Origin of the sequence: Caulobacter sp. SSI4214, from assembly GCF_012184455.1 — a bacterium.
Taxonomy (GTDB): domain Bacteria; phylum Pseudomonadota; class Alphaproteobacteria; order Caulobacterales; family Caulobacteraceae; genus Caulobacter; species Caulobacter vibrioides_E.
Genome location: NZ_SZWJ01000013.1, coordinates 1 through 14,986 on the forward strand (window position 1 = coordinate 1; position 14,986 = coordinate 14,986).

16 protein-coding genes are annotated in these 14,986 nt (G+C 65.5%); 7 read left to right on the plus strand and 9 right to left on the minus strand.

The window, feature by feature from the left end; translation table 11 throughout:
• The 5 genes from FCU40_RS05815 to eno form a co-directional block, all read right to left on the minus strand.
• The coding region (locus FCU40_RS05815; RefSeq protein WP_168073581.1) for a biotin/lipoyl-containing protein at positions 1-386 on the minus strand (386 nt) is incomplete at its 3' end.
• Positions 387-534: 148 nt separating this feature from the next.
• Positions 535-1,890: a pyruvate dehydrogenase complex E1 component subunit beta gene (locus FCU40_RS05820; protein WP_168073583.1), complete on the minus strand. Its 1,356-nt coding sequence runs from the start codon at positions 1,888-1,890 to the stop codon at positions 535-537.
• Complete coding sequence (pdhA, locus tag FCU40_RS05825) at positions 1,887-2,918, minus strand: pyruvate dehydrogenase (acetyl-transferring) E1 component subunit alpha (RefSeq protein WP_168073585.1); 1,032 nt, start codon at positions 2,916-2,918, stop codon at positions 1,887-1,889. The genes FCU40_RS05820 and pdhA overlap by 4 nt, the downstream gene beginning before the upstream one ends.
• Positions 2,919-3,082: 164 nt before the next feature.
• Complete coding sequence (locus tag FCU40_RS05830; RefSeq protein ID WP_004615428.1) at positions 3,083-3,385, minus strand: septum formation initiator family protein; 303 nt, start codon at positions 3,383-3,385, stop codon at positions 3,083-3,085.
• A 352-nt stretch (positions 3,386-3,737) separates the two neighbouring features.
• Positions 3,738-5,018 (minus strand): phosphopyruvate hydratase, encoded by a 1,281-nt coding sequence (gene eno / locus FCU40_RS05835; protein WP_004615430.1) that lies wholly within the window; start codon positions 5,016-5,018, stop codon positions 3,738-3,740.
• Between the two features lie 114 nt (positions 5,019-5,132).
• Here eno and FCU40_RS05840 point away from each other — a divergent pair, with 114 nt between their 5' ends.
• The gene (locus tag FCU40_RS05840) at positions 5,133-5,903 is read left to right on the plus strand and encodes an enoyl-CoA hydratase (protein WP_168073587.1); all 771 of its coding nucleotides are present in this window, start codon (positions 5,133-5,135) and stop codon (positions 5,901-5,903) included.
• Between the two features lie 2 nt (positions 5,904-5,905).
• Here FCU40_RS05840 and FCU40_RS05845 read toward each other — a convergent pair whose 3' ends face one another.
• The 4 genes from FCU40_RS05845 to secG all read right to left on the minus strand — a co-directional run bounded on the left by FCU40_RS05845 (position 5,906) and on the right by secG (position 9,661).
• Positions 5,906-6,919 carry a retropepsin-like aspartic protease gene (locus FCU40_RS05845; protein ID WP_168073589.1) on the minus strand — a complete coding sequence of 338 codons (1,014 nt, stop codon included), beginning with the start codon at positions 6,917-6,919 and terminating at the stop codon, positions 5,906-5,908.
• A 122-nt stretch (positions 6,920-7,041) separates the two neighbouring features.
• Positions 7,042-7,224, minus strand: coding sequence for a 50S ribosomal protein L32 (rpmF, locus tag FCU40_RS05850; protein WP_010919589.1), 183 nt, complete (start codon positions 7,222-7,224; stop codon positions 7,042-7,044).
• Positions 7,225-7,349: 125 nt separating this feature from the next.
• A complete protein-coding gene (locus FCU40_RS05855) occupies positions 7,350-9,002 on the minus strand; it encodes a CTP synthase (RefSeq protein WP_168073591.1) in 1,653 nt (550 codons plus the stop codon).
• A gap of 113 nt (positions 9,003-9,115) precedes the next feature.
• Positions 9,116-9,661 carry a preprotein translocase subunit SecG gene (gene secG, locus FCU40_RS05860; protein WP_168073593.1) on the minus strand — a complete coding sequence of 182 codons (546 nt, stop codon included), beginning with the start codon at positions 9,659-9,661 and terminating at the stop codon, positions 9,116-9,118.
• Between the two features lie 141 nt (positions 9,662-9,802).
• Between secG and FCU40_RS05865 the strand changes: the two genes are divergently transcribed.
• From FCU40_RS05865 to FCU40_RS05890, 6 genes are all read left to right on the plus strand, one after another.
• Positions 9,803-10,315, plus strand: coding sequence for a GNAT family N-acetyltransferase (locus tag FCU40_RS05865; protein ID WP_168073595.1), 513 nt, complete (start codon positions 9,803-9,805; stop codon positions 10,313-10,315).
• A gap of 112 nt (positions 10,316-10,427) precedes the next feature.
• Positions 10,428-12,218 carry a glycosyltransferase family A protein gene (locus tag FCU40_RS05870; protein WP_004615437.1) on the plus strand — a complete coding sequence of 597 codons (1,791 nt, stop codon included), beginning with the start codon at positions 10,428-10,430 and terminating at the stop codon, positions 12,216-12,218.
• A 107-nt stretch (positions 12,219-12,325) separates the two neighbouring features.
• A complete protein-coding gene (tcyJ, locus tag FCU40_RS05875) occupies positions 12,326-13,108 on the plus strand; it encodes a cystine ABC transporter substrate-binding protein (protein WP_168073597.1) in 783 nt (260 codons plus the stop codon).
• A 2-nt stretch (positions 13,109-13,110) separates the two neighbouring features.
• Positions 13,111-13,770 (plus strand): cystine ABC transporter permease, encoded by a 660-nt coding sequence (gene tcyL / locus FCU40_RS05880; protein WP_004615439.1) that lies wholly within the window; start codon positions 13,111-13,113, stop codon positions 13,768-13,770.
• A complete protein-coding gene (locus FCU40_RS05885; RefSeq protein WP_168073599.1) occupies positions 13,767-14,507 on the plus strand; it encodes an amino acid ABC transporter ATP-binding protein in 741 nt (246 codons plus the stop codon). The genes tcyL and FCU40_RS05885 overlap by 4 nt, the downstream gene beginning before the upstream one ends.
• A gap of 145 nt (positions 14,508-14,652) precedes the next feature.
• Positions 14,653-14,955 (plus strand): hypothetical protein, encoded by a 303-nt coding sequence (locus FCU40_RS05890; RefSeq protein WP_004615441.1) that lies wholly within the window; start codon positions 14,653-14,655, stop codon positions 14,953-14,955.
• The last annotated feature ends 31 nt before the right edge of the window (positions 14,956-14,986 follow it).

The window sequence follows — 14,986 nt, forward strand, 5'->3', positions numbered from 1 at the left end:
GCGAAAACGCGCGAGCCGTCAGCGGCGACGGGGGCGGCCGGCGCGGGCGCGGCGGGCGACGGGGCGGCGGGAGCAACCGCAGTCGGAGCCGGCGCGGCGGCGGCCTTGGGCGCTTCGGCCTTCGGGGCCGGCGCGGGGCTCTCGCCCTCGCCCGCCAGCTTGGCGATCAGGGCGTTGACCTTAACGTTCTCGGTCCCGGCCTCGACCAGGATGGCCTCGACCACCCCTTCATCGACGGCCTCGACTTCCATGGTCGCCTTGTCGGTCTCGATTTCGGCGATCACGTCGCCGGCTTTGACCGTGTCGCCGACCTTGACGTGCCACTTGGCGAGGGTTCCCTCCTCCATGGTGGGCGACAGGGCGGGCATCAGGATGTCGATCGACATTGAGCTTATTCCTCAAGCGTTCGGGACGGTGGCGGCCCCTTCGGGCGAGTTCGGGCCGGCGTCCACGATACCCCGCTTCGCGGCGGGATGAATGCATTGGCCGAGAGGTCGCGGCCCTCGCTCGTCGGGAACGAGGACCGCGCCCATCCTAGCGGTAGCTGACCGTCTTCGCCGCCTTCACGATCTTCTCGACCGAAGGCAGCGACAGGGCTTCCAGATTCGCCGCGTAGGGCAGCGGCACGTCTTCCTGGTGAACCCGCAGCGGCGGGGCGTCCAGGTAGTCGAAGCCGTGCTCGGTGATGCGGGCGACGATCTCGGCGCCGACGCCCATCGGGCCCCAGCCTTCCTCGACCGTGACCAGGCGGTTGGTCTTCTTCACGCTTTCCAGGATCGTCGCGTGGTCCATCGGACGGATCGTCCGCAGGTCGACGACCTCCGCCTGAATACCTTCCTTCTCCAGTTCCTCGGCCGCCTTCAGCGCGAAACCGACCATGCGGCTGTAGGCGACCAGGGTCACGTCCGAGCCTTCGCGGCGGACCTTGGCCTTGCCGATCGGCACGACCCAGTCCTCGACGTCCGGAATGTCGAACTCGTGGCCGTACATCATCTCGTGTTCGAGGAAGACGACCGGGTTCGGATCGCGGATCGCGGCCTTCAAGAGGCCCTTGGCGTCGGCGGCGTCATAAGGCGCGATCACCTTCAAGCCCGGGACGTTGCCGTACCAGGCGGCGTAGTCCTGGCTGTGCTGGGCCGCCACGCGCGAGGCCGCGCCGTTCGGACCGCGGAACACGATCGACGATTTGATCTGGCCGCCCGACATGTACAGCGTCTTGGCGGCCGAGTTGATGATCTGGTCGATCGCCTGCATGGCGAAGTTCCAGGTCATGAACTCGACGATCGGCTTCAGCCCGGCCATGGCCGCGCCGACGCCCAGGCCCGCGAAGCCGTGCTCGGTGATGGGGGTGTCGATGACGCGGCGCTCGCCGAACTCCTGAAGCAGTTCACGGCTGACCTTGTAGGCGCCCTGGTACTGGGCGACTTCCTCGCCCATCAGGAACACGCGGTCGTCGCGGCGCATCTCCTCGGCCATGGCGTCGCGCAGGGCGTCGCGCACCGTGATCTTCTTCAGCGGCGCGCCGGCCGGGATTTCCGGATCGGCGAAGGTCGAGGCGGCAGAGATCGGGCCGCCAGCGGCCGGAGGAGCCGTAGCCGAAGCCGGAGCAGCTTCAGCGGCGACGGGAGCGGCAGCCGGAGCCGCGGCTTCGCCCTCGCCTTTCAGACGCGCGATCAGGGTGTTGACCTTGACGTTCTCGCTGCCGGCCGGGACCAGGATGGCCTCGATCACGCCTTCGTCGACGGCCTCGACCTCCATCGTGGCCTTGTCGGTCTCGATCTCGGCGATCACGTCGCCGGCCTTGATGGTGTCGCCTTCCTTGACCAGCCACTTGGCCAGGGTGCCTTCCTCCATGGTCGGAGAAAGGGCGGGCATCAGGATGTCCGTCACTCGGCGGCCTCCAGGTATACGTCGGTGTACAGTTCCGAGGGATCGGGCTCGGGGCTCGTGCGGGCGAATTCGGCGGCCTCGGCGACGATGCGCTTCACCTCCGCGTCGACGCCCTTCAGGTCGTCCTCGGTGACGCCGGCCTTGGCCAGGCGCTCCTTGATGTGGTCGATCGGGTCGCGGGTCGTCTTGACCTCGTCGACCTCTTCCTTGGTGCGATACTTGGCCGGGTCGGACATCGAGTGACCGCGATAGCGATAGGTCTTCATCTCGAGGATGTAGGGGCCTTGGCCGCTGCGCGCGTGTTCGGTGGCGCGGGCGCCGGCTTCGCGCACGGCGATCACGTCCATGCCGTCGACTTCCTCGCCCGGGATCCGGAACGAGACGCCGCGCTTGTGGAACGCGGTTTCCGACGCCGAGCGTTCGACGCTGGTGCCCATGGCGTATTGGTTGTTCTCGATCACGTACACGACCGGCAGCTTCCAGAGCTGGGCCATGTTGAAGCTCTCGTAGACTTGGCCCTGGTTGGCCGCGCCGTCGCCCATATAGGCGTAGGAGACGCCGCCGTTGCCCTTGTAGGCGTTGGCCAGCGCCAGACCGGTGCCGAGCGAGACCTGGGCGCCGACGATGCCGTGACCGCCGTAGAAGCCGGTCTCGACGTCGAACATGTGCATCGAGCCGCCCTTGCCCTTGGACGAGCCGCCGGCGCGGCCGGTCAGTTCGGCCATGACCTCGCGCGGATCCATGCCGGCGGCCAGCATGTGGCCGTGGTCACGGTAGCCGGTGATGATCTGATCGCCCTTGCGCGAGATCGACTGCATCCCGACCGCGATGGCTTCCTGACCGATGTAGAGGTGACAGAAGCCGCCGATCAGGCCCATGCCGTACAACTGACCGGCGCGCTCCTCGAAGCGGCGGATCAGCAGCATGTCCTGATAGAATTTCAGGAGCTCGTCCTTGCCGACGAAGGCATTGACACCGGTTTCCGGCGCCTTCTCCTCGGAGGCATCAGCCTTGCGCGTGCGCGCCATTCAAATCTCCCTGGCCAATCTTCATCGCGGCCTTCGTCCTGAGAGCGTTTCCGCCGATATTTCGTCGGTTCCGCGAAGAAAGCGCCTTCGTTTGCCGTCAAGATCGGCCCGGATCGCAAGATCCTCGAACCGACCCTCAGCCGTTTCCAAGGCTAGATGATCGGTCAGCCAGTACGCTTGACGCGGATCACATAATCTCTCGGGTCGGCATATCCCAGGAGCGAACGCGCGCGTTCCTCCAGAAGATCGGCCGACAGGCTGTCGTTGCGTAATAGACGAGCGCGGGCCTCCAGGTCCATCCTCTCCGCGCGTATCTTCCTGAGTTCCTTCGTTTTTGCTGCGAGGTCCGCATTGCGCTGCGAGATCGACAGAAGGCCCCTGTCACCCGTCAAGGCGTGAAAGGCGAAGTAGAAAATCAGGAAAAAGATCGCCGCGGTCGGCAGGAAGGGTTGCAGTCGGGCGAACATTTGAGCGTCCCAAAGAGGGATTCGTAGGATCGCCGACCCTGCTTAACGCCTTCTAAATCCACGCCTTGAGCAGGGTAATCATCAGGTCGCGAATTAGGCGAATGATGCTTTCAGATGAGATGGTTTCAACCGCATCGAGATGCCGCATCGCCGAAGCCATTTCGCGCCCGCGAACGCGCCTGAGATGGTCTCTTTTGAAACCAACAGCGGGCCTTTAGAAAAATTGTGGGTTAATGACGCGGCGGGCGGACGCGTGGCGCGCGTGAAACCGAGGTCACACCCAGAATCGCGAAAGGCGCGGCCCTCTTTCGAGAACCACGCCTTCGCCATTTCGATAGGTTGATGGGGCGACTTAGCGCCCCTTAAGCGCGGCGCGACCGGCGTATACGCCTTGATCGTCCAACATTTCCTCGATGCGTAGCAGTTGGTTGTACTTGGCCGTGCGGTCCGAGCGGGCCAGCGAACCGGTCTTGATCTGACCGCAGTTCAGGGCGACGGCGAGGTCGGCGATCGTCGAATCCTCGGTCTCGCCAGAGCGGTGGCTCATGACGCTGGTGTAGCCGTGGCGATGCGCCAGCTCGACCGCGTCGATGGTTTCCGACAGCGTGCCGATCTGGTTGACCTTGACCAGGATCGAGTTGGCCAGGCCCTTGTCGAGGCCGATCTGCAGACGCTTGGGGTTGGTCACGAACAGGTCGTCGCCGACCAGCTGGACCTTCTTGCCCAGGGTGTCGGTCAGCAGTTTCCAGCCGTCGAAGTCGTCCTCGGCCATGCCGTCCTCGATCGTCAGGATCGGGAACTTGGCGACGAGGCCGGCCAGGTAGTCGACCATGGCGGCCGGATCCAGCGACTTGCCCTCGCCTTCCAGCTCGTACTTGCCGTTCTTGAAGAACTCGGTCGAGGCGACGTCCAGGCCCAGGACGAAATCGTCGCCAGCCTTGTAGCCGGCCTTCTCCCCAGCCTTGACGATGAAGTCGAGCGCAGCTTCAGCGCTGGCGAGGTTCGGGGCGAAACCGCCTTCGTCGCCGACATTGGTGTTATGGCCCGCGTCCTTAAGAGCCTTCTTCAGGGCGTGGAAGATCTCGGCGCCCATGCGCAGACCTTCGCGGAAGTCCTTGGCGCCCGTCGGCAGGATCATGAATTCCTGGATGTCGATCGGGTTGTCGGCGTGGGCGCCGCCGTTGATGATGTTCATCATCGGGGTTGGCAGCACGCGAGCGTTGACGCCGCCGACATACTTGTAGAGCGGAAGGCCGGCGGACTCGGCGGCGGCCTTGGCGGTGGCCAGCGAGACGCCCAGGATGGCGTTGGCGCCGAGGCGAGCCTTGTTCGGCGTGCCGTCAAGCTCGATCAGCAGGTTGTCGACGCGGCGCTGGTCCTCGGCGTCCACGCCCGACAGGGCGTCGAAGATCTCGCCATTGACCGCGTCGACGGCTTGCTGGACGCCCTTGCCCAGGTAGCGATCCTTGTCGCCATCGCGCTTTTCGTTCGCCTCGTGGGCCCCTGTCGAGGCGCCCGACGGCACCGCGGCGCGACCGAAAGCGCCGTCTTCCAGGACGACGTCGACTTCGACCGTCGGGTTGCCCCGGCTGTCGAGAATTTCGCGGGCGATGATGTCGACGATCTCGGTCATGGACTGCTCCTCAAGGCCAAAAGGCGCGGCAGGCTTTAGCCGCCAAGCGCCGTGGGCGCAACTTGACTTCCCTTCGGGCGGCGGCCTGATCATGGGTCATAAAGGGAGAAGCTCATGCTGGACGTCGAACGACGCGGCCCCGTGGCCATCGTGACCCTCAATCGGCCGGAGGCGATGAACGCGCTCTCAAAGGCCCTGCGCAAGGCGCTGTTCGACGCCATGACCGCCGTGGACGCCGATCCCGACATCGCCGTCGTGATCCTGACCGGCGCCGGCGAGCGCGCGTTCACGGCGGGTCTGGACCTCAAGGAGCTCGGCGGCGATCCCGACGCCATGAGCGCGGCCAACGACCAGGACGCCCGCTCCAACCCCGTCCGCGCGGTCGAAACCTGCCGCAAGCCAGTGATCGGGGCGATCAACGGCGTGGCCATCACGGGCGGCTTCGAACTGGCCCTGGCCTGCGATGTCCTGATCGCCTCGGAAAACGCGCGCTTCGCCGACACCCACGCCCGGGTCGGCATCATGCCCGGTTGGGGCCTGTCTCAGAAGCTCTCGCGCCTGGTCGGCCTCTATCGCGCCAAGGAGCTTTCGCTGACCGGCAACTTCCTCGACGCTCGCACGGCCGCCGACTGGGGCTTGGTCAATCGCGTCGTCCCCGCCGCCGATCTGTTGCCGACCGCGCTGAAGCTGGCGGAGGACATGGCGACGATCCCGGTGGAGACCCTGTCGTTCTACAAGCGCTTGATCGACGACGGCTACGCCCGTTCCTTCGGCGACGGTCTGGCGCTTGAGCACGAGCGCTCCAGCGGCCACAACCGCGAGGTTACGCCCGAGCGCGTCGAGGAACGGCGTCGCCAGGTCATGGCGCGCGGCCGCTCGCAGTAGCGTCAGGCGTTCCAGGCCGCCGGGGCCAAGCCGCCAGCCTGCCCGAGGCGGAACAGCACCCGCCCCGCGCCGAAATCCAGTTCGACGCGAGCGAACAGGCGCAGCACGTCCACGCCGAGCAGCGCCGCCGGCCGATTGTTCAGCGCCCAGACATCGAAGATGTGCAGATCGGCGAAGGCCATGGGAATGTTGGTGATCCGCAGATCGCCCAGCACGATCGATGGCACGACGCGAAATTCGCCCAGCTGCATCTCGCCCCCAGCGGTCAGCAGGCGGGCCGGGCGCGCCTGATCGGGCGAACGCCGTCGACGGGCCGCGATCGCGCGGGCGAGCGCCATGTTGCCGATGCTGACTCCGCCTCCGGAGTCGATGAAGGCCAGAGACCGCGCGCCGGCGATCCTGGAATCCGCCAAGGTCAGCCGGCCAAACTTCTGGTCCGCCAAGATGGAAATCTCGCGCGCCGCGCGGACCATGTCGCGCATCGGCTGACTGCGCCGGACTTCCAGCTGCTTCTTGACGAAATCCATGACGACGTCGCGACCGTCCAAGATATCCACGCCCAGCAAGCCATCGCCCCCTACCCGCTCGTAAGGCAGAACCGGCAAAACGACATCCGACAGTCGAGCATCGCCGGTGCGCAAGGCCGCCACGCGAACGGTCGAGCTGGTCACCGAACCGGCAACACCGTGGACGATGATCTCGGGCCCGGGCCGGAGGGCCATCCGCTCGACAAGGCCTGGAGTGAGGACGCTTCGATCGGCCCCGGTGTCGACGGCGAATTCGAAGGGCCCCTGCCCGTTGATCATGACCGGCACGGTCATGCGGGCGTCCTCGTCAAGCGAGGCGTCCAGAACCAGCAAGGGCTGATCCGCCGTCGCGCCGCCGGACGCGGCCTGGAGCGGGACCTGGCTCGCCGGGACTTGGCTCGGCGGGACCAGCGTGGTCGCGTCCGCCAGCGCGGGTCGCGCGGCGAGTGAAAGACCCAGTCCCGCCGCGATGGTTCGGCGTGTGAGCATGGGCGCACCTCCCTGCCCGGGAGGCTAACATCGTTCTTCGAGCTTGCGACGGAAATACGACGAAAAACGCCGCCCGGCGTAACCAGGCGGCGTTTTCAAGCCGTCGGAGACGAGAAGGAGACTTAGTCTTCCTTCGGCGTCAGGATCTGCTTGCCGTTGTACATGCCGGTCTTCAGGTCGACATGGTGCGGACGGCGCAGCTCGCCGGTGTCCTTGTCCTCGATGAACGAGTTGGCGCCCAGGGCGTGGTGCGACCGGCGCATGTTCCGGCGAGAAGGCGAAGTTTTTCTTTTAGGAACGGCCATCGAAGTGACTCTGCTCGCTGAGCGTGAAAATCGGAAGCGGCGGCCTGGGAACGCCCGAGCCGCCGCGTGAGGGCGCGCTTATGCCCGAATCTCTCCCCACATGCAAGGACCTGGGGAAAAACCGTTTAGACCAAGCGCCCATGCTCCTTAGCCGCCGCGATAAAGCTGGCGAAAAGGGGGTGCGGCGCGAACGGACGGCTCTTCAGTTCGGGGTGATACTGAACGCCGATGAACCAAGGATGGTCGTCCCGCTCGACGATTTCGGGCAATACGCCGTTGGGCGAGCGGCCCGTCAGCTTCAGCCCCGCCTCCTCCATCAGGTGCACGTAGCCGATATTGACCTCGTAGCGGTGACGGTGGCGCTCGCTGATCTCGGTGCCGCCATAGATCTGGGCGACCTTCGATCCCGCCGTCAGCACCGCGTCATAGGCGCCCAGGCGCATGGTGCCGCCCAGATCGTCGTTGGCGCGACGCTGGACCATCTCGTTGCCCTTGATCCACTCGGTCATCAGGCCGACCACCGGGCGATCCGTGGGGCCAAATTCCGAAGAGCTGGCGTCCTTGATCCCGGCGACGTTCCGCAGAGTCTCGATGACGGCCATCTGCATCCCGAAGCAGATGCCGAAATAAGGCACCTTTCGCTCCCGCGCGAACTGAGCCGCGCGGATCTTGCCTTCCGCGCCTCGCTCGCCGAAGCCGCCGGGCACCATGATGGCGTGGGCGTTCTCAAGACGCGCGGCGGCCGCGCCCTCGTCGCCCTCGAACGTCTCGCTTTCGACCCAGTCCAGGTTGACCTTGACCTTGTTGGCCAGGCCGCCGTGGTGCAGGGCCTCGATCAGCGACTTATAGGCGTCCTTCAGAACCGTGTACTTGCCGACCACGGCGATGGTCACCTCGCCATCGGGATGCTGGACGGTCTGATCGATCGTCTTCCAGCGCGACAAGTCCGGAGCGGGCGCGTCGCTCATGCCGAAGACGTCGAGCACCTCGGCGTCCAAGCCCTGCTCGTGATAGTCGATCGGCACCGCGTAGATGGACGAGGAGTCCATCGCCTGGATGACCGCGCTGGGGCGGACATTGCAGAACTGGGCGATCTTGCGCTTTTCCTCGGCCGGGATTTCCTGCTCGCAGCGGCATAGCAAGATGTCGGGCTGGATGCCGATCGAGCGCAGCTCCTTGACCGAGTGCTGGGTCGGCTTGGTCTTCATCTCGCCGGCCGTCTTGATGAACGGCAGCAGCGTCAGATGGACATAGCAGCTCTGCTGGCGCGGCAGGTCCTGGCGCAGCTGGCGAATGGCCTCGAAGAACGGCAGCCCCTCGATGTCGCCGACCGTGCCGCCGATCTCGACCAGCACGAAGTCGACCGGCTTCTTGCCCGTCTCGTCCATGGCCGGCGACAGGACAAAGTCCTTGATCTCGTTGGTGACGTGGGGGATCACCTGGACGGTCGCGCCCAGATAGTCGCCGCGACGCTCCTTCTCGATGATCGTCTTGTAGATCTGGCCCGTCGTGATGTTGTCGGCCTTGGTCGCCGACACGCCGGTGAAGCGCTCGTAGTGGCCCAGATCCAGGTCGGTCTCGGCCCCATCGTCGGTCACGAAGACCTCGCCGTGCTGATACGGGCTCATGGTGCCCGGATCGACGTTCAGATAGGGATCGAGCTTACGGAGACGGACCTTGTAGCCACGCGCTTGAAGCAGCGCGCCGAGCGCCGCCGAGGCCAAACCCTTGCCAAGCGAGGAAACCACGCCGCCGGTGATGAAGATGTACCGCGTCATGGGCGATCAGATTACCCGTGATTCGACGACGCTGGTGAAAAGACCTGCGTTCATCAACAAGATTAAACCCCCGAGGTCGCCCTCGGGGGTCGGTTAGGATCCGTCTTCGACGGTTAGGACTTGGGCTGGCTGGCCGGCGGCGCCGAGACCGTGGGCGGCGCGGCGGCTTCTGCCGGCTTTTCGGCGGTCTTGGACGCCGCGGCGGGCTTCTTTTCGGCCTTCGGAGCCTCGGCCTTCGGAGCCGGCGCCGCGGGCGCGGGCGCATTGATCTGCGGCGTCGGCGCCTGGATGGCGCCCGCCGGGGCGTTGCTCGGAGCGGCCGGCAGCGAGTTCAACGAACCGGGCGTCGGCGCGGCCGGCTGCGGCGCGGCGTTCAGGGTCTTAGCGTCCAGGCCCTGGATGTTGAGGCGATCGGCCACCGATCCGCCGCGATCCATACGACCGGTCAGGATGGTCAGGATCAGGCTGATGATCAGGAATACCGAGAACAGGATCCAGGTGATGCGGGTCAGCAGGTCGCCCGCGCCGCGCGCGGTCATGAAGCTGGACGAACCGCCGCCCATGCCCAGCGCGCCGCCTTCCGACCGCTGCAGCAGCACGACCCCGATCAGGGCCAGGCAGACGACGATGTTGATGGCCAGCAGAACGCCGATGAGCATGACGAATGTGTTCTCGATCCGGGCGCGGGCGAAATGCCGCGCGAAAAACGAAGCGGCCCCTCTACCACTAGAGGCGGCGACGCGCCATAGCTGGGAAGCGTGCCGCCTCACGCAAGTCCTCAAACTCAATCTCCGGACCGCATGATCCTCGAGACCGAACGCCTGATCCTCGCGCCGCTGACGGTCGAAGACGCTCCCCTGATCTATCCGTTTCTCAGCGACGCGGAGGTGATGTCGAACCTGGATCAGGAGCCGATCGAGGATCCCGACGAGGTGGCCAGCCGCGTCGCCGCTCAGGTCGAGGAGATGAACGCCGGCGACGCCGCCTATTGGGCCGTGCGTCACGCTAGCGGCGCGTTCCTGGGCTATTGCGAGTTCATCGATATCGACAAGCGCCACGACCGGGCCGAACTTCGCTTCGTGATCGAACGCGAAAGCTGGGGTCAGGGATTTGGCTCGGAAGCCGTCAGCGCACTCCTCGCTCACGCCGCCAGCGAAGGACTCAAGAGCCTGGTGGCCAGCGTCCACGTCGGCGACAACCGCGCCGAACGGCTGCTGGAAAAGCTGGGCTTCAAGACGGCGGGTTATCTCAAGGGCGCCGTGCACCGCGACGGCGAACGACGCGACCGTCGACTGTACGGCCTGGAGCTTTAAGCGCTTCTCTTTCAGGTGCGGCGATCAGTGTTATCGACCCGGATGGTTAACGATAGCATCCTGCACGCCTCGTCGCCGCCGCGAATCGGCCGCGTCCGGAACGGAGAACCCGATGCGATCGCCCGCCGAGATGGACATCGTCCAGATCGACATCAGCACCAAGTGCCACCTGGCCTGCTCGAACTGCACGCGGCTGATCCCGCACCAGACCCAGCGCTCGGACATGCCGGTCGAGACCTTCGAGCGCGCGGTCAGGAGCATGGAGGGCTGGAACGCCCCCAATAAACTCATCGGCGTCATCGCCGGCGAGCCCACCCTTCACGGCAATTTCGAGCGGATCTCGCGCCGCTTCGCGGAGCTGTGGGGCGGCGAGAACACCAATAACGGCAAGTTCCCGATCAAGGACTTCAACGACTTCGCCACCCAGCGCCTGTTCGACCGCTCGAACGGCCGCGGACTGTGGACCAGTCTCGGCAACGGCTTCTATCGTCACTACGAGACGATCATGGAGGTCTACAGCCACTTCAACACCAACACCCACGAGACCGCGGGCCAGCACCAGGCGCTGCTGATCACCCGCAAGGACTATACCGGCGCGACCGGAATGTCGGACGCCGAATGGGAATACAACCGCGACAACTGCTGGGTGCAGAAACTCTGGTCGGCCACGATCAATGACAAGGGGGCCTATTTCTGCGAGGTCGCCGGCGCGATCGACCGCCTGTATTTCGACGGCAAGCACGCCTGGCCGGTCGAGCACGGCTGGTGGCAGCGCACGCCCAGCGACTTCAAGGACCAGTTGGAGCTCTGCAACTACTGCGCCCTGGCCCAGCCGGGTCCGTCGCAGCTGGACCTGCTGGACCGCGACATCATCTCGGCCGAGCACAAGCAGATCCTGAAGAAGCTGGGCAGCCCGGCGATCCGCAAGCGCGCCTACGAAATGTTCGACCCCGAGCTGCACATGCAGAAGCGCCAGGTCGAGACGCGCGATAACTATGTGGGCGACGCCAGCTCGGGTCGCCGCGTCGGGATCGGTCACAATTCGACCAAGCCGCGCCGGGTGGTCTGCGTGATGACCTCGGTTGGCTACGGCGACGACCTGGCCCTGACCTTGCCGCCCAACATGCGGGAGTTCGACGAAGTCATCGTGGTGACGACCAACGACGACGCGCGCACCCAGGAGGTGGTGGCGGCGAACGGCGCGACCCTGGTGATCTCGGATCGCTGCTTCGAGGACGACCACGCCTTCAACAAGGGCAAGATGCTGAACGACGGCTTGAAGGTGTTGAAGGACGCCGACTGGATCGTCTTCACCGACGCCGACATCATCATGCATGAGGGCTTCTACGAGATCTTCATGTCGCACTCGTGGAATCCCGGGTGCCTCTATTTCACGACCCGGATCGACAGCCAGAAGGTCGAGGGCAAGACCAGCGAGACGACGAACTCTCAGCCGAACGGCTACTTCCAGCTGTTCAACGCCAAGGCCCTGGCCATCCGCGACAGCTGGCCCAACATCGTCAACGAGAACTTCTGCTCGGCTGGCAGCGTCGACAGCTGGTTCTATCAGCAATGGCGCGACGACCAGCTGATCGGCATCACCGACATTCCCGTCCAGCACATCGCCAGCGAACGCCTGGGCGAGAACTGGAACGGCAAGCAGGCCAAGCCCAAGAAGTGGCGGCAGTTCGGCATTCTGACCGTGAACGGCATCACGCCACTGATGCCCGCGACCGAGGTGCCGGAAACCGTGCGCCTGACCGACACCCGCTTTGGCGAGACCCTCACCGTGCATCGCGACGAGATCCCGGCCCACGTCCAGTTCAGTCCGAACGGCGGTCTGATCTTCAAGGGCAAGGACATCGGGCGCATGCACATCCACGTGGCTTACTGGGCCGACTGAAGCCCGCCGGCGAGGCGACATCCGACTTGAGACCGTCATGTTCGGGCTGGCGAACCGCGCGCGCCCGTATAGAAATGAGCGAGAATTTTCCGCCCTAAGGTCTTTCGATGCGATTCCCCGCCCGCCGCGCCGTCCTGACCGGTCTTGGCCTTTCGCTCCTCGCCGCCTGCGCCAAGAAGGCGGAGACCGCCAGCGCCTGGGAGCGGATTAAGGCCTCCGGCGTGCTGCGCATCGCCCTGGAAGGCACCTATCCGCCCTTCAATTTCCAGGGCAAGGACGGCCAACTGACGGGCTTCGAGGTCGATTTCGCCAAGGCGCTTGCCGCCCAACTGGGCTTGAAGCCGAAATTCCAGACCGCGCCTTTCGCCGGCCTGCTGGGCGCGCTGGAATCCGGCCGCGCCGACGTGGTGATCAACCAGATCACCATCACGCCCGAACGCGAGGCCAAATACGATTTTTCCGAGCCCTACACGATCTCGGGCGTCCAGATCATCAAGCTGAAGGACCGGCCTGGCCTGGAAAAGCCCGAGGACCTGGCCGGCAAGAAAGTCGGCGTCGGCCTGGGCACCAACTACGAGCAGTGGGCGCGCGCCAACGTGCCGAGCGCCGACATCCGCACCTATGACGACGATCCCACCAAGTACCAGGACCTGAAGGCCGGCCGCATCGACGCGGTGCTGAACGATCGTCTGGTCGCCGCCGACTTCGTCAAGACCTCGCCGGAATTCATTGCGTCGGGCGCGCCCTTCGCGGCCCAGGGCGCGGGCGTGGCGATGAAGAAGGATCCGGGCCTCAAGGTCGTCATCGACCAAGCCATCGACGCGCTGCGGTCCAGCGGCAAATTGAGCGCGATCTCGCAAAAGTGGTTCGGCCTGGACGTGACCCACTAGGCATGGAGAGCGGTCTCGATCTGCTGCGCCAGTCGGCGCCGTTTCTGCTGAAGGGCGCGGTCTACACCGTTCTGCTCAGCGTGATCGGCATGGGGATTGGCGTCTGTCTCGGCTTCGGCCTGGCCCTGATGCGGCTGTCGCGCTCGCCGCTGCTTCGATGGCCGGCGTCCGCCTATGTCTCGGCCTTTCGCGGCACGCCGCTGCTGGTGCAGCTCTTTCTGATCTACTACGGCTTGCCGCAGTTCGGCATCGAGATGCCGCCGCTCCTGGCCGCCGGCATCGGCTTTTCGCTGAACGTCGGCGCCTATGCCTGCGAGATCCTGCGCAGCGCGATCGACGCCGTCGACAGGGGCCAGTGGGAAGCCGCCAGCGTGCTCGGCATGAGCCGGGGTCAAACCCTACGGCGGATCATCCTGCCCCAAGCGGCTCGCACGGCGGTGGCGCCCTTGTCCAATAGCTTCATCGGCCTCGTGAAGGACACCTCACTGGCCGCCACGATTCAGGTCCCCGAGCTGTTCCGCCAAGCCCAGTTGATCACCGCCCGAACCTACGAGATTTTCGCCATGTATCTGGCGGCCGCCGCCATCTACTGGATCGTCTCGACCGTGCTCGCGGCCCTTCAGGGTCAACTGGAGCGCCGCGCGGCGGAGGGCCGCCGATGAGCGCGATCGAAGCCAAGGGCCCGCGCAAACGCTTCGGCGACACCCCTGTGCTGGCCGGCGTCGACCTGACCGTCAGCCCCGGCGAGGTGGTGGCCGTCATCGGCCCGAGCGGTTCGGGCAAGAGCACCCTGCTGCGCTGCCTCGCGGGGCTTGAGCCGCTGAATGGCGGCGAGCTGACGATCGCGGGCGTCACGGCCGGCGGGAAGGTTCCCCTGGCCAAGGCGCTTAATGGGCGGGTCGGCTTCGTCTTCCAGAACTTCAACCTCTTCCCGCACAAGACCGCGCTTCGGAATGTGATCGAGGGCCCGGTGGTCGTCCGCAAGGCGGATCCGACCCAGGCCGTCGCCCGGGGCCTGCAGCTGTTGGAAAAGGTTGGCCTGGGCGGCCGCGCCGACGCCTACCCGGCCGCTCTGTCCGGCGGCCAGCAGCAGCGTTGCGCGATCGCTCGGGCGCTGGCCATGGATCCCGAAGTCATCCTTTTCGACGAGCCGACCTCCGCCCTCGACCCCGAACTGGTGGGCGAGGTCCTGGCCGTGATCCGCGACCTGGCGGCCGAGAAGCGCACCATGGTGATCGTCACCCATCAGATGGATTTCGCCCGCGACGTGGCCGACCGGACGATCTTCATGGACGGGGGCGTTATCGTCGAGCAAGGCCCGTCGAAACAGCTCTTGGCCTCGCCGCGCGAGGAGCGGACGCGCCGGTTCCTGGCGCGTTCCGGCGTCCTGCGGCCATAGCCAAGCAGCCATAATTTGGCCCACGGCGCGCTTCACCACGAACGCGCGCATTAGGCGAAATCATCCGCTGCTTCCGCGCGCGGATGCGCTATAAACATTTGAATCTCAAGCCCTCCGCCGGGTGGCTTTTAGTGGCGAGGACAGCGTGAAGCCTTATATCGAAGTCAAGGGCGCCTCGGGCGCGGTCTACCGCTACAAGCTGGCCGAAAGCGGCGAACCGGCGACCACGATCGCCGGCAACTACCTCTATGTCGACGCCGGGGGCCAGGTCGTCTACGCGGGCGAAGCCAACAACCTGGTCGACGCTAAGGCGCGCTGGTCGGAAGCCTACGCCCGCCATGGCGCGACCTGGCTCTACACCCGCCTGAACGTCTCGGGCGCGTCGCGGGCGGACGAATATTCCGACATCGTCATCGCCCTGCAGCCGGTGATGAATCAGGCCGACTAAACCGCTGCCGGCTGGGCGCGCTCGGGCTATG